Here is a 14366-nt window from a genome sequence, read left to right on the forward strand (position 1 = left end):
TATTACAAAATCTTTCCGGAGTTAAGTTCGATGTCTTCTTCCCACATGGCCGAAGCCGCGCCGTCTGCCTTGAGCAGCAGCGCTTCCGGCGTGCAGATCCTGATCATGGCCGTGGCGGCCTTCATCATCGTGACCACCGAGTTCCTGATCGTCGGCTTGTTGCCGAGCCTGGCACGGGACCTGGATATTTCCATTGCCCTGGCCGGTCAGGTGGTGACCCTGTTCGCATTCACCGTGATGCTGTTCGGACCGTATCTGACGGCGCGCCTGGCGCACGTCGAGCGCAAGAAACTGTTCACCCTGATTCTGCTGGTGTTCGCGGCGTCCAATGTGCTGGCGGCGGTGTCCACCAATATCTGGGTGCTGGCCATCGCGCGCTTCATCCCTGCCCTGGCGCTACCGGTGTTCTGGGGCACGGCCAGTGAAACCGCCGGCCAACTGGCTGCGCCCGGACAATCCGGCAAGGCCGTGGCCAAGGTGTACCTGGGCATTTCCGCAGCGTTGGTGTTCGGCGTTCCGCTGGGCACCGTGGCCGCCGACCTGATCGGCTGGCGCGGGAGCTTCTGGGTGCTGGCTGGGGTGTCGCTGCTGATTGGCGTGCTGATGCATCTGGTGATGCCGAAACTGCCCGGCTCGCCCGCCGCCGCGGTCGGCGAGAAGCAGACGGCGATCCTGCGTCAGCCGCGCTTCCTGGCCCACGTGCTGCTGTCGGTGCTGACCTTTACCGCCATGTTCACCGCCTACACCTACCTGGCTGACATCCTCGAGCGGTTGGGTGGTGTGCCGGCAGGTCAGGTCGGTTGGTGGCTGATGGGCTTCGGCGCAGTCGGCATGCTGGGTAACCACTTGGGTGGCAGCATGGTCGACCGGCGTCCGCTCGGCGCGATGGTGGTGTTTCTGCTGGTGCTGGGCGCGGGCATGACCGCTGCCGTAGCGCTGGCCGAGCAGCGCGCCTGGTTGATCGCGGCACTGGTTGCCTGGGGCATCGCCTATACGGCGCTGTTTCCGATCTGCCAGGTACGCGTCATGCAGGCTGGCGCCAAGGCCCAGGCCCTGGCGGCGTCGCTGAACATCTCGGCGGCCAATGCCGGCATTGGTCTGGGCGCTATTTTCGGTGGCCTGGGCATTCGTCAGTTCGGCCTGGAATCCCTCGGTCTGCTGGCCACCGGCGTGGCGGTGCTGGCGCTGATCGTAGCCCTGCTGATGATCAAGCGCCCGGCAGCAGCCCAGTAATCGGATGGTCTGTAGCAGCGGCGCGAGCCGCGTCGGCGGGCAAGGTGGTGTGTCTGTATGAATGCGGTGAGGCCGGACGCGGCTTGCGCCGCTGCTACAGAGGAATGCGGTATGCAGCCTCAACGGCGATCGAATGTAGCAGCGGCGCGAGCCGCGTCGGCGGGCAAGGCGGCGTGTCTGGATGAACGCGGTAAGGCCGGACGCGGCTTGCGCCGCTGCTACAGGTCGGCGGGGATTGGATGTAGCAGCGGCGCGAGCCGCGTCGGCGGGCAAGGTGGTGTGTCTGGATGAATGCGGTGAGGCCGGACGCGGCTTGCGCCGCTGCTACAGGTCGGCGGGGAGTGGGTGTAGCAGCGGCGCGAGCCGCGTCGGCGGGCAAGGCGGTGTGTCTGGATGAACGCGGTGCGGCCGGACGCGGCTTGCGCCGCTGCTACAGGTCGGTGGGGAGTGGGTGTAGCAGCGGCGCGAGCCGCGTCGGTGGGCAAGGTGGTGTGTCTGGATGAATGCGGTGAGGCCGGACGCGGCTTGCGCCGCTGCTACAGGTCGGTGGGGAGTGGGTGTAGCAGCGGCGCGAGCCGCGTCGGCGGGCAAGGCGGTGTGTCTGGATGAACGCGGTAAGGCCGGACGCGGCTTGCGCCGCTGCTACAGGTCGGTGGGGAGTGGGTGTAGCAGCGGCGCGAGCCGCGTCGACTGTGGATGCAGCAAAGTGGAGGGATGCACGGTCTGAACCGGCAAGGAGTTTTCCACCATGCCCTCACTCAGTACCGACATCGAGCTGTTCTATCAGCCGCCTTTCGACTGGCAGCGCCTGCTCAGGTTCTACGGCGGACGCTCCAGCGCCTTGGTCGAGACCGTCATCGACGGCGTCTACCTGCGTACCGTCGAATGGCAGGGTGACGAAGGCCTGCTAAGTGTCCGCCAGGACCCGACCCGTGACTGCCTGATCGCGCGCATCGATGGACCGGCCAGCGTTCACCTGGCCGCGCTGGTGCCACGCCTGCGGCGCATGTTCGATCTGGATCTTGACCCGCAGCGGTTGCACGCGGCGCTGGACAGCGACCCCTGGCTTGGTCGCCTGCTGCTGCAGACGCCGGGACTGCGCGTGCCTGGCACCTGGTCGACCTTCGAGCTGATCGTGCGCACCATCGTCGGCCAGCAAGTCAGCGTCAAGGCGGCCACCACCATTGCCGGGCGTCTGGCCGAGCGGGCCGGGCGGCCGGTGGCGCTGCCACAGCACCCACAGGTCGCGTGGCAGTTTCCCACTCCCGCTGCCTTGGCCGAGGTCAACCTCGACCGCATCGGCATGCCCGGCAAGCGCGTGGCCGCGCTGCAGAACTTCGCCGCTGCAGTGGCTTGCAATCAGGTACAGATCGAAGCGTTCGTCGATGAACACACACGTACCGACCTGACGCCCCTGCGCCAAGGCCTGCTGGCACTGCCGGGTATTGGCCCGTGGACGGTCGAATACGTGGCGATGCGTGCCTGGCGCGACGCCGACGCCTGGCCGGGCAGCGATCTGGTGATCATGCAGGAGATCACGCGCGCACACCCCGAGCTGCTCAAGCCCGGTCATCAACGGCTGCGCAGCGAAGACTGGCGACCATGGCGTGCCTACGCCGTCATGTACATCTGGAATGAGCTCATGGACCGCACCGATGGCCAGCGTGGCGGCTGACACCGGAGGGCCATGACGCCCGGGTGTCAGCCATACGCTCAGCGCTGCAAGGGTGGCGTGCGCAGTGGAATCGCCCGGCGGTTGCCCGTGGCTTCGAAGGCCGCGGCGAACCGCAGCAGTTGCGTGTCGTCATAGGCGCGGCCGGCGAACGTGAGACCCACCGGCATGCCGATATCGGCCATCAGGCCCATCGGCACGGTCACGGTCGGCACGCCCAAATGGCGGATCGCCAGATTGCCGTTGGCCACCCACACACCGTTGCTCCAGGCGATGTCCGCCGCGGCCGGGTCGACGTCGGCATTGGCCGGCGCCACATCGGCGACGGTTGGGAACACCACGGCATCCAGCTGCAGTGCCTGCAACCAGTCTTCCAGGTCGATCTTGCGGGTGTGTTCCAGTGCACGCAGGCCGTCGGCGAGGGTGTCGATCCGGTCCCACGGGGTGATGCCCCGCTCGGCCATCTTCACGTACTCGTCCATGCCGGCGGCCAGGTCGCCTTCGCGGTTGGGCAGCGTGCCGGGGTCGTGCGGAAAGATCAGCGGCCCATCGACGTCCACCAGACGGTTGAGCGCCGGGTCGCCATTGGCGCGCAGGAAATCGTCGAACGCCCAGGCGGTCAGGTCCCACAGCTCATGGTGAAGGAACGCCGGGTCGACGATGCCGCGGTTGAACACGGTTGGCGCACCCGGTCGGTCGCCTTCGCAATTGGACACCAGGGGGAAGTCCACTTCCACGACTTCGGCGCCGGCAGCCTCGAGGGCACGCCGTGCCTGCTGCCACAGTTCGATCACCGAGGCACGGGTGTGGATGCGCTGCCCGGTCGGGCCGCCGATGCCCGGTTGCTCCGCAGTGCCCGCCAGCGGGTCGGCATTGATGTACATGCGCGGGACGCCGAAACGCTTGCCCGCCAGTGCCTCGGCGGGGGCGGCCAGCTCCAGGTAGGACGCCGGGCGCACGCTGGCGACCTGGGGTATCGGCACCCAGGGTTGCAGGCGCCACAGGTCGCCCCGGGTGTCGGGGTCGTCGGCGACCACCACGTCGAGGATTTCCAGCAGATCGGCCATGGTGCGAGCAAATGGCACAACCACATCCATGGTCGGCGTCAGTGGCCAGTTGCCGCGCACCGAGATGATCCCGCGCGAGGGTGTGTAGGCGCACAGACCATTGTTGGACGCCGGACCGCGCCCGCTGGACCAGGTTTCCTCGGCCAGGCCGAAGGCCGCGAAACTGGCGGCGGTCGCGGTGCCGGCGCCATTCGACGAGCCGGAAGCGAAAGGCGCCGTGAGAAAGTCGGCGTTGTACGGGCTTTCGGCGCGTCCATAGACACCGCGCTGCATGCCCCCATTGGCCATCGGCGGCATGTTGGTCTTGCCCAGGCAGATCGCCCCGGCCGCGCGCAGGCGCTCGACGGTGAACGCATCGCGCTGCGCCACCAGCCCGGCGAAGGCCGGGCTGCCGGAAGCTGCGGTCAGGCCCTTGACCAGGTAGCTGTCCTTGGCGGTGTAGGGGATGCCATCGAGCGGCCCCAGCGTCTGGCCACTGGCGCGACGTGCATCCGCCGCGCGGGCTTCGGCCAGCGCCGAGGGGTTCGGCACCACCAGCGCGTTCAGCGCAGTAGGCGTGTCGGCGCCGTCGTAGGCGGCGATGCGCTGCAGATAGGCCTGGACCAGCTCGACAGCGGTGGTCTGGCCGCTTTCCAGCGCGGCACGCAGTTGCGCGATGGAAACCTCGGTGACTTCGATCATGCTGCTCTCCTGCACGATCAGCCCTTGGCTGCCATGGCGGTGACTTCCACGCGCATGCCTGTGGCAGCGAGCGCGGTGATGCCCACCGCCGCACGCACCGGCCAGGGCTTGGCGAAAAAGCGCTGGTAGACCTCGTTGAACGCGGGACGATCAGCCATGTCGGTCAGGTAGATGGTCAGGTGCAGGACGCGATCGAGCGAACTGCCCGCCGCCTCCAGCGCCACTTTCAGCGCCTGCAGCGTGCATTCGCTCTGCTCGGTGATGCTGCCCAGCTCCAGGCTGCCGTCGGCGCGGGTCGGGATCTGAGTGGTTACCAGCAGGCCGCCGAAACCTGCGACGTCCGAGGAAATCGACTCGGGGTCGGGGTCTGGCAGGAACGTGATGTCGGAATGGGCCATGGGAGGCTCCTGAAATGAGGGATGGCAATGGCCGGCATGTTACCGCCCGGCCATTGCAAATTGAAACGGCGTGAAGCTCAACCCACCAGGTGCAGGAAGTGCATGTGCCGCTCGTAGTGGTCGAGAATGTCGCCGATCACCTCGTCGCGGGACCAGCCCATCACGTCGTGATCCTGGCCACCCTCGCGCAGATGCACTTCGGCGCGGAAGTACTTGCGCTCTTCGCCCGGCGGCCCGCTCATGACGAAGCTGGGTGTGGCATAGGCATGGGGCCTGATCTCGTAGATGAAGGCGGTGTCGGCAGGACCGACGCTCAGGCGCACGCCGCCCTCCTCGCCATCTTCCACGGTGCAGTCGTAACCCTGCAGGCGCCATTCCTCGGCAACGCCAAGGCACGCCGGACGTGCCACGTCCTCGATGAAACGAACCACGTGGGCACGCCGCGGAAACATCGCCAGGGTGCGCAGGCGGCGCTGCCAGGTGCCGCCGGTACGCGGCGTGCTTGGCGAGATGGCCAGTGCCTGGTGACGCAGGTCACGCTTGGTGGCGTCGAGCTTGAGCGCCTTGAGCAGGCCGCGCATGCTCAGCAGCAAAGCCAGGGTAAAGGGCAGCGCGCTGGCGATGGTTGCGGTCTGCAAGGCCTTGAGGCCGTCGGCCAGCAGCAGCGCGATCGCCACCAGGCCCATGCTCGAGGCCCAGAAGATGCGCTGGCGCACGGGGGTGTTTTCCGAACCGCCGGACGCAAGCATGTCGACCACCATGGCGCCGGAGTCGGCGGACGTCACGAAGAACACCACTACCATGATGATCGCCAGCGCGCTGATCACCCCGGAAAACGGGAAGTGCTGGAGAAACGCGAACAGTGCCAGGGAGGTGTCCTTGTCCACGGCAATGCCCAGGTCCACCATGCCCTGCTCGAGGATCATGTGGATCGCGGTGTTGCCGAACACGGTCATCCACAGCAGGGTGAACGCGGTAGGCACCAGCAGCACGCCGGTGACGAATTCACGAATGGTGCGGCCGCGCGAGATGCGCGCGATGAACAGCCCCACGAACGGCGACCAGGCCAGCCACCAGCCCCAGTAGAACAGGGTCCAGCCGCCGATCCAGTCGGTGGGCTGGTAGGCATTGAGGTTGAGCGTGCGGCTGACGATTTCGCTCAGGTACCCGCCGGTGTTCTGCACGAAAGTCTGCAGGATCAGCACGGTGGGGCCGAGAATCATCACCATGGCCATCAACAGCACAGCCAGCCCGAGGTTGAGCTCGGACAACCGGCGGATGCCCTTGTCCAGACCCGACACCACCGACAGCGTGGCCAGCGCAGTGGTGCCGATGATCAGCGCGATCTGGATCGGGATCGACACCGGCACGCCGAACAGCGCGTTGAGGCCGGTGTTGATCTGCGCCACGCCGAAGCCCAGCGAAGTGGCCACACCCAGCACCGTACCGATGATGGCGAAGATGTCCACGGCATGCCCGATGGGGCCGTAGATGCGCTCGCCGATCAGCGGATAGAGTGCTGAACGCAGGGTCAGCGGCAGGCCGTGGCGAAAGCTGAAATAGGCCAGGATCAAGGCAACGATGGCGTAGATGGCCCAGGCGTGCAGGCCCCAGTGAAAGAAGTGATCTTCATCGCCTCGCCCGCCGCAGCGACCGTGGCACCCTCCCCGTAGGGCGGGTTGAGGAAATGCATGACCGGCTCGGCGACGCCGAAGAACATCAGGCCGATGCCCATGCCTGCCGAAAAAAGCATGGCAAACCAGGTCATGCTGCTGTAGTCCGGGGTGCTGTGGTCCGGGCCCAGCTTGATGTCGCCGTAGCGACTCACGCCCAGGAACACCACGGTGCCCAGGATGATCGCCACGGCCAGGATGTAAAACCAGCTGACGTTGGTGAAAATCCAGTCTTGCACCACGGCAAAGAAGGTCTGCGCCTGCCGCGGCATCAGGCTGGCGAACAGCACCAGCAGCAAAAGCAAGATGGCCGATATCCAGAATACCGGTGGGTTGAGGGTCGAGGGTTCGACGGGGTCTGACTTCACAGTCATCGAAAAGCTCCTGGTGGGACGTGCAGCGCTTGCCTGCGGTGGAAAGTGTAGGTGTGACCGCACTGGGCCCTTGAGGTTTAGCGGACAGGAAAATCAGTCACCCGTTTGCGGTTGATGTATTTGCAAACATATTCATCCGTGCACTTGGGCAACGTTGGCCAGGCCTTCCGGTCTATCACTGAACAGGCGTTCGCGACGACGCTGCGTGACTATCTATTGGAGGATTCGATGGCATTTGTCGACAGCTATGTGAAAGAGATCATCGCACTGGAAGTGGCGCTCTTTCATGCGCGGGTACGTCTGCAGGCAGCGACCGACGTAGAGGCGCTGCACGATCTGCGCATTGCCGTACGGCGCATTCGCAGCCTGTTGATACCGGTTCGTGCGCTGCCGGCGCTGCAACCGCTGCTGAGCGCAGCCAAGAACGTGGGCCGCTTCACCACGCCCACCCGCGATCTGGAAGTCATGGTGCAGGAGCTGGAGCGGCGTGGCTTGCACGGCGCGGCCGAGAAACGTCGCGCGCGGCTTGCAGGCGAGCATCGGGTGATCGTCGACCATTCGAGCCTGAACGCCCTGTTCAGTGCGCTGGACACCTGGTCGGCCGCGTTCCGCGCCAGTGAACTGGGCAGCCACTCGCGAGCGTTCGAAAAGCTCGTGGTCAAGACCCTCGACAAGCACGTGCGCAAGCTGCGGCACGCCTTGAAGGATGCCGAGTTCGATCGCCACGAACTGCGGATCCTGGTCAAGCGCACACGCTACCTGATCCAGGCGTTCGGGGACCTGTCGCCGCTGTCGCCCAAGGCGGAGAAATCCCTCAAGGCGGTGCAGTCGGCACTGGGCTCGTGGCACGACCATCACCAGTGGTGCATCAAGGTCAAGGTCGAGCCCGACCTGCAGCCGCTGCAGCGGGTCTGGGAAGAGGCGTCGGCCACGGAGCTGGCCAAGGCCGAAGTGGAGATGCGCAAGCTGGCGCGGCTGCTGCCCAAGGGCAAGTAGCGCCAGCTGGCGGCGGGGCGCTCGCTCAAGCCGCCTTGATGCGCGCGGTGACCTGAGCCAGTTCCGCCGACAATTGATGCAGGTGGCTGCTGGCAGCCTGGGTGCGCTCGACGCTGCCCTGGTTGGTGGTGGCGATGGCGGTGATTTCAACCAGATTCTGCGCGATGTCTTCGACCACCGCGTTCTGTTCCTCGGCAGCGGTGGCAATCTGCCGGTTCATGTCCCTGATCGACTCGATGGCCTGGGTGATGCGGGTCAGAGTCTGACCCGCCGCCACCACTTGCTCGCCACCCTCGTCGCTGCGCTTCTGCCCGCTTTCGATGGCCTGCACGGCGTTCACCGCGCCGGTCTGCACGGTGTCGATGATCTGATGGATCTCCTGGGTGGAGGCGGCGGTGCGCTGCGCCAGGGTGCGCACTTCGTCGGCCACAACGGCAAACCCGCGGCCGGCATCGCCCGCGCGCGCGGCTTCGATGGCGGCGTTGAGCGCGAGCAGATTGGTCTGGTCGGCAATGCCGCGGATGACTTCCAATACCTTGCCGATGCGGCCACTGTCGTCGCGCAACTGACGAATGACATCGCCGGTCACGGCAATTTCACCGCGCATGCGGGTGATGGTATGGATGGTGGCTTGCATCGCCTGCTCGCCGTCCTGGGCTTCGCGGTCGGCGTCATCCGCCGCAGTGGCGGCGCCAGCGGCGTGGCGTGCGACTTCCTGGGCGGTCGCAGACATTTCCTGCATCGCCGTGGCCACCTGGTCGGTGCGTTCGAACTGCTCGCTGGTGCCCTGCAGCATGACTGCAGCGATGGTGTTGAGCTCGCCGCTGGCCTGGTCCAGATTGGCCGTGCTGCGTTGCAGGCGGGTGAAGGTGTCGGCGAGGAAATCACGCAGGGTGTTCGCGGCCACGGCCAGGCGACCCAGCTCGTCACGGCGATGGCTGACCACGCGCTCGGCCAGATGACCCTGGCTCAGGCGCGCTACGTAGTCGATCAGATCGCGTACCGGGGTGACCAGGTTGCGGTTGACCAGCCACAGGCTCAGGGCCGTGATCAACAGGCCCGACATCAGCATGATGACGATGCCCCAGATGATCGCCTGGTGGCCTTGGTGGTTGATCAGCAGCGATTGTTCGTCGGCGAGTGTACGCAGTTCGCTGACCAGGGCATTGAGCTGCTCGCTGGTAGCGCGATCGACGCCTGCCACGGCGCGGTCACCGCTGGCAGCATCGGCGCCGCTGGCCAGGAAGGCGTCGCGCCCCTTGCGATAGGCCGCACCCAGCACCGCGTGTTCGGCGCGCAGGCGTTGCGCATTCTGACTGATGCCGGCGGGCACCCCCGGCAGCTCGCCAAGCGCTTGCAAGGTCGCCGCCACCGCGCGCTCCTGCTCCTCGAACTGCGCCCAATACTTGTCCGCCGCCTTGGCATCCTTCCCGCGCAGCAGCACGTTCTTCCATTCCTGCACCTGGGTCTTGAACTGGACGTTGGCCCGGTCCACCAGTTCAGTGGCACGCAGGGGGCCCGCCACCAGCGCCGTGTAGTCATCCAGGCTGGCCGCAAGAAACTTGAAACTGCCCAGGGCGATCAGCAGCAGGATCAGCAACCCACTGGCCAGCAGCGCCAGGACCTGTGCGCGCAGAGACGTTTTGAACATGACAGACCTCGAGAAGGGGAACCCTGCGAAAGCATGGGCTGGCGTTGTATCGGCCACTCGAGGCGATTGATTGAATGAAGATCGCGGCGGCCGACGGCCGGTGGCGTCTGGCTCGGGCCATTGCGCTGGGCTGCGCATGCGCCGCGTAAAATATTTCGACACGAAGCCTGGTGAACTAACAGTTGGCGTCGGCGATCCCTTGCTATGCGCACCCTGCGCCCCTGACGAGCCGGTACACCCGTGCCGATGTTGTCCAACGATGAGGAACAATCGTGACCACTTCTACCCAACTCGCCTATCGACACAGGCCAGGCCCGCTGCATGCGATTTTTCTGGCTGGCACCGTGCCGCTGTTTCTCGGCGCCCTGCTCAGTGATATCGCCTACTACCAGAGCTACCAGATCCAATGGAGCAACTTCGCCGCCTGGCTCATCGCCGGTGGCCTGGTGTTCTGCGGGCTGGCGCTGGTCTTTGCGCTGATCAACCTGATCCGTGCCGAGCACAAGGGCGGCCGTGCGGTGCTGTATTTTCTGCTGTTGCTGATCACGTGGGTGCTGGGCCTGGTGAACGCCTTCGAGCACGCCAAGGATGCCTGGGCGGTGATGCCCACCGGGTTGGTCATGTCGGTGGTGGTGACCGTACTGTCGCTGGTGGCGGCATGGATCGGCTTGAGCAATCTGCGTTCGGGAGGTGTTCGATGAAATATTCAGGCGCATTGACGGCCTTGAGCATGGCGCTGCTGCTCGCCGGCTGCGGCAGCGAAGCCGACAGCACCCAGGCACGCGGGCCCGACCCGAAGTTGCCGGAAGCGCAGCGCGGCCTGCTGCCGAGCATGAAGATCGCCGAGCCGGTGGCGTGGGGTGACAGCAAGCCGACCGTGCCGCAAGGCTATACCATCAGCGCGATCGCCACCGGCCTGGCCATCCCGCGGCAGACCCTGGTCTTGCCCAATGGTGACATCCTGGTGGCCGAGGGTCGCGGCGGCAGCGCCGCCAAGCTCAAGCCCAAGGACGTGATCGCCAGCTACATCAAGGCCCAGGGCAACACCCAGGTCAAAGGCGGCAACCGCCTGACCCTGCTGCGCGACGCCGATGGCGACGGCACCTATGAGCTGAAAACGGTGTTCGCGGAAAACCTCAACGCGCCCTACGGCCTGGCCTATGCCAACGGCAAACTGTACGTGGCCAACCAGGATGCCCTGGTGCGCTTCGACTACACCGACGGGCAGACCAAAGCCAGCGCGGCACCGACCAAACTGGCCGACCTGCCGTCGGCGATCAACCACCACTGGACCAAGTCGCTGGCCATCAGTGACGACGCGCGCTACCTGTACGTGGGCATCGGCTCCAACAGCAACGTGACCGAACGCGGCATGGAGGTCGAGATCGACCGCGCCATGGTCTGGCAGATCGATGCGCAGACCGGTGCGCACAAGCCCTACGCGACCGGTATACGCAACCCGACGGCGCTGACCATTCAGCCGGGGACCGGCCAGTTGTGGGCGGTGGTCAACGAGCGTGACGAATTGGGCCCGGACCTGGTGCCCGACTACCTGAGCTCGGTACGTGAAGGCCAGTTCTATGGCTGGCCGTACAGCTACTGGGGCCAGAACGTCGATTCCCGCGCTCAGCCGCAAAACCCGGCGAAAGTCGCCGCTGCCGTCAAGCCCGACTACAGCCTGGGCTCCCACGTGGCTGCACTGGGTGTGGACTTCTCGATCCCGGCCATGGGCGAGAAATTTGCTCAGGGTGCATTCGTCGGTGAGCACGGCAGCTGGAACCGCGACAATCCCGTGGGCTACAAGGTGATCTTCGTGCCGTTCTCCGGTGACAAACCCGCCGGCGAGCCGATCGACTTCGCTACCGGCTTCCGCGGCGACGACGGCAAGACCCGCGGCCGCCCTGTCGGTGTAACGGTCGATCCGCGCGGTGCGCTGATCATCGCCGACGACCTGGCCAACACCATCTGGCGGGTCACCCCCAACCGTTGAGGCCGGCCTGGGGGCGCCCTGCCCTTGGGTGATCTGGATCTGCGCGGCACCCGCCGCGCAGATCTTCTATGGCAACCGCGTTCACTTACTCGCTCATCAGCGCCAAGGCGCTCGCCAAGGCATGCATGTCGGCCGGCGTGGTGTTGATGCCTGGCGTCACCCGTATGCAGGGCCCGCACGCCGAGCCAGCGCGGGCCACCGTGAAGATATTGAACTGCGCCAGCAACTGGTCGATCTTGCCTTGTTGATCCTCGACGTCGCGAAAGCGGAACGAGGCGATGCCGCACGCCAGGCGCGGATCGTCCGGCGTGAGCACTTCAATGCCGGGCAGCGCACGCGCCGCCGGCAACCAGAGGTCGCGCAGGTAGCGCAGGCGTGCACCCTTCACCTGCCAACCGCCGAGCGCCTCATGTTCGGCAAACACGGTCGGCAGGCTCATCAGCGCCGGTACATTGGGCGTGCCATAAGGTGTGAGGCAGCGTATGTCGCCGGCCGGGTAGCTAGGGTTGCCCATGTCCGGCGCGAAATCGGCCAAGCGCTCGCGGCGTACGTGAATGACCCCGAGGCTGAGCGGCGCGCCGATCCATTTCTGCAAATTGAAGCCGGCCATTTCCACGCCCATGTCGGCCAGATCGACCTCCATCTGGCCCAGTGAATGCGCGCCGTCGAGAATCACGTCGATCCCATGCGCCCTGGCCTCGGTGGCGATGGTTTTTACCGGCATGACCAGGCCGGTGCGATGGGTGACGTGGGTCAACGCCATGAGCTTGAGCCGTGGGTGGGTGGCGAAGGCCTCACGGTAGCTGTGCAGCAGGCCGTCGTGGGTTGCAGGGTGGGCATGGACCAGGGTGACCAGCTCGACCCCGCGCGCCTGCTGCAGCCAGTCGAACGCGCCCTGTACCGAACCGTAGTCCAGGTCGCTGATCAGCACCTGGTCGCCCGGCTGCAGACGCTGGTAATTGCGGATCAGGGAATAGAGGGCTTCCGACGCGCTGCGGGCGAAAGCCAGCTCGTCGGCAGGCACCCCCATCAGCTCGGCGAGTTGCTGGCGGATGGCTTCGGCCTGGTGCTTGTCGAAATGCTCACGGACCTGCACCGAGTTGCCGCGGTTGACCTGCCTGATCGCATCTTCATAGGCCTGTACCACGCCCTCGCTCATGCGCCCGAAATAGCCGCCATCGAGGTTGATTGGCCCATCGTCGCGCGGGTAACGCGCTGCAACGTCCTTCCAGAAGGTTTCATCCATGGCCAGTTCGGCAGGGCTTCGCGTTACGCAGGGCATGACAGCGCTCTCGGTTGGAAAAGCCTGTGAGCATCGCCGCGCCGCTCGCGCGAAGCAAGCGTCGGCGCCGACCGTCGCCGGGGATGAATACAGCGCCAATGGTTATTTGACCATTCGTTCAAGAATCCCTAGGGTAGCCAGCTTCATTTTTGTCCGAGATGCTCATGACCACCCGTTCCAAGCTTCCGCCGACCGTCTACCTGTTGGGTTTGACGATTTTCTCGCTGGTGACCGCCGAGTTCATGGTGGCGGGCATGATGCCTGCCCTGGCCTCGGCGTTTTCCGTGAGCCTGGCCCAGGTCGGCAACCTGATCGCCCTGTATGCGCTGGGCATGGCCCTGGGCGGGCCGCCGGTGACCATGCTGCTGCTGTCGCGCGGGATCAGCAACCAGCGCGCCCTGGTCGGGCTGCTGGCGGTGTATGTGCTGGCTGGCGCCTTGGCCGCCGCCGCGCCCACCTATACGGTGCTGGCACTGGCCCGGATCGTCATGGGGGTTTCCAGCGCGGCCTGCATCGGCCTGTGCATGACCTTGTGCGCGGGGTTGGTCAGCCTGCAGGACCGCGGCCGGGCCATTTCGGTGGTGCTGGCCGGGCTAATGCTGTCGCCGGTGGCCGGCGTGCCGGCGACCGCCTGGGTCGAGCATCACTATGGCTGGCGTGCCAGTGCCTGGTTGGTAGTGGCGCTGGCCTCGCTGTGCACGGTGCTGGTTGCCACCCGCCTGCCTCGCGCCGAGGCCGGAGACGAGCCGTCGCTGGGCAGCCAGTGGATCAGCCTGAAGAATCGCAGCCTGTGGGGTGCCTATGTCACCAGCGGACTGATCATCGGCGCCACCTTCGCCGCCTTCAGCTATTGCACGCCGATCCTCATCGAGGAAGTCGGTGTGGCGCCCGCCCAGGTGGCGCCGTTGCTGGCGCTGTACGGCGTGGCCAACGTGCTCGGCAACATGGTGGTAGGGCGCATCGCCGATCGGCACACCTACGCGGCGCTGGGTTGGGGCCTGGCGCTGCTGGTACTGGCCCTGGGCGGATTCGCCCTGGCCGGCCAGGTGTTCTGGCTGAACCTGGCCTGCTTCCTCACGGTCGGCCTGACCGGGGTGGCATTGAACCCGGCCATGGTCGCGCGGGTGATGAAAGCCGCCGAGCCCGGCGCACTGGTCAACACCCTGCACACCTCGGTCATCACCGCCGGGCTGGCACTGGGCAGCTGGGCCGGCGGCGCGGTGATCGATGCCGGGCTGGGTCTGCGAGCGCCCCTTTGGCTGGGCGCAGGCATGGCGCTGCTGGGCCTGCTCAGCCTGCTGCGACCCTGGTATCACGCTTCGCCAGCGGCCGCTGCGCGCTAGCCCCAG

9 protein-coding genes and 2 pseudogenes are annotated in these 14366 nt (G+C 66.0%); 6 read left to right on the forward strand and 5 right to left on the reverse strand.

What is annotated here, in order from left to right; translation table 11 throughout:
• Window positions 1–30 precede the first annotated feature (30 nt).
• On the forward strand, window positions 31–1233 hold the full coding sequence (locus tag H7993_RS05860; protein ID WP_185793760.1) for an MFS transporter: 1203 nt from the start codon (window positions 31–33) through the stop codon (window positions 1231–1233).
• Between the two features lie 748 nt (window positions 1234–1981).
• Complete coding sequence (locus H7993_RS05865; protein ID WP_185793761.1) at window positions 1982–2908, forward strand: DNA-3-methyladenine glycosylase family protein; 927 nt, start codon at window positions 1982–1984, stop codon at window positions 2906–2908.
• 38 nt (window positions 2909–2946) lie between these two features.
• Here the strand turns inward: H7993_RS05865 and H7993_RS05870 are convergent, their stop codons facing one another.
• From H7993_RS05870 to H7993_RS05880, 3 genes and pseudogenes are all read right to left on the reverse strand, one after another.
• Window positions 2947–4653: an amidase gene (locus tag H7993_RS05870; protein WP_185793762.1), complete on the reverse strand. Its 1707-nt coding sequence runs from the start codon at window positions 4651–4653 to the stop codon at window positions 2947–2949.
• Window positions 4654–4670: 17 nt separating this feature from the next.
• Window positions 4671–5051 (reverse strand): RidA family protein, encoded by a 381-nt coding sequence (locus H7993_RS05875; protein ID WP_122478956.1) that lies wholly within the window; start codon window positions 5049–5051, stop codon window positions 4671–4673.
• Between the two features lie 77 nt (window positions 5052–5128).
• Window positions 5129–7092: pseudogene (locus tag H7993_RS05880) on the reverse strand (BCCT family transporter).
• A gap of 234 nt (window positions 7093–7326) precedes the next feature.
• Between H7993_RS05880 and H7993_RS05885 the strand changes: the two are divergent.
• A complete protein-coding gene (locus H7993_RS05885) occupies window positions 7327–8094 on the forward strand; it encodes a CHAD domain-containing protein (protein ID WP_185793763.1) in 768 nt (255 codons plus the stop codon).
• Between the two features lie 25 nt (window positions 8095–8119).
• Here the strand turns inward: H7993_RS05885 and H7993_RS05890 are convergent.
• Window positions 8120–9400 (reverse strand): annotated as a pseudogene (locus H7993_RS05890) (methyl-accepting chemotaxis protein); the annotation flags it as partial.
• A 617-nt stretch (window positions 9401–10017) separates the two neighbouring features.
• Between H7993_RS05890 and H7993_RS05895 the strand changes: the two are divergent.
• Both H7993_RS05895 and H7993_RS05900 read left to right on the forward strand, forming a co-directional pair.
• Window positions 10018–10446: a DUF2231 domain-containing protein gene (locus H7993_RS05895; RefSeq protein ID WP_185793765.1), complete on the forward strand. Its 429-nt coding sequence runs from the start codon at window positions 10018–10020 to the stop codon at window positions 10444–10446.
• The gene (locus tag H7993_RS05900; protein WP_185793766.1) at window positions 10443–11735 is read left to right on the forward strand and encodes a PQQ-dependent sugar dehydrogenase; all 1293 of its coding nucleotides are present in this window, start codon (window positions 10443–10445) and stop codon (window positions 11733–11735) included. The genes H7993_RS05895 and H7993_RS05900 overlap by 4 nt, the downstream gene beginning before the upstream one ends.
• An 85-nt stretch (window positions 11736–11820) precedes the next feature.
• Here H7993_RS05900 and H7993_RS05905 read toward each other — a convergent pair whose 3' ends face one another.
• Window positions 11821–13017: an aminotransferase class V-fold PLP-dependent enzyme gene (locus tag H7993_RS05905; RefSeq protein ID WP_185793767.1), complete on the reverse strand. Its 1197-nt coding sequence runs from the start codon at window positions 13015–13017 to the stop codon at window positions 11821–11823.
• Window positions 13018–13181: 164 nt separating this feature from the next.
• On the opposite strand from H7993_RS05905, the gene H7993_RS05910 reads away from it, so the two are divergent.
• Window positions 13182–14360, forward strand: a complete 1179-nt coding sequence (locus H7993_RS05910) for an MFS transporter (protein ID WP_185793768.1) — start codon at window positions 13182–13184, stop codon at window positions 14358–14360.
• Window positions 14361–14366: the final 6 nt, after the last annotated feature.

The organism is Pseudomonas baltica (genome assembly GCF_014235765.1).
GTDB classification, from domain to species: domain Bacteria; phylum Pseudomonadota; class Gammaproteobacteria; order Pseudomonadales; family Pseudomonadaceae; genus Aquipseudomonas; species Aquipseudomonas baltica.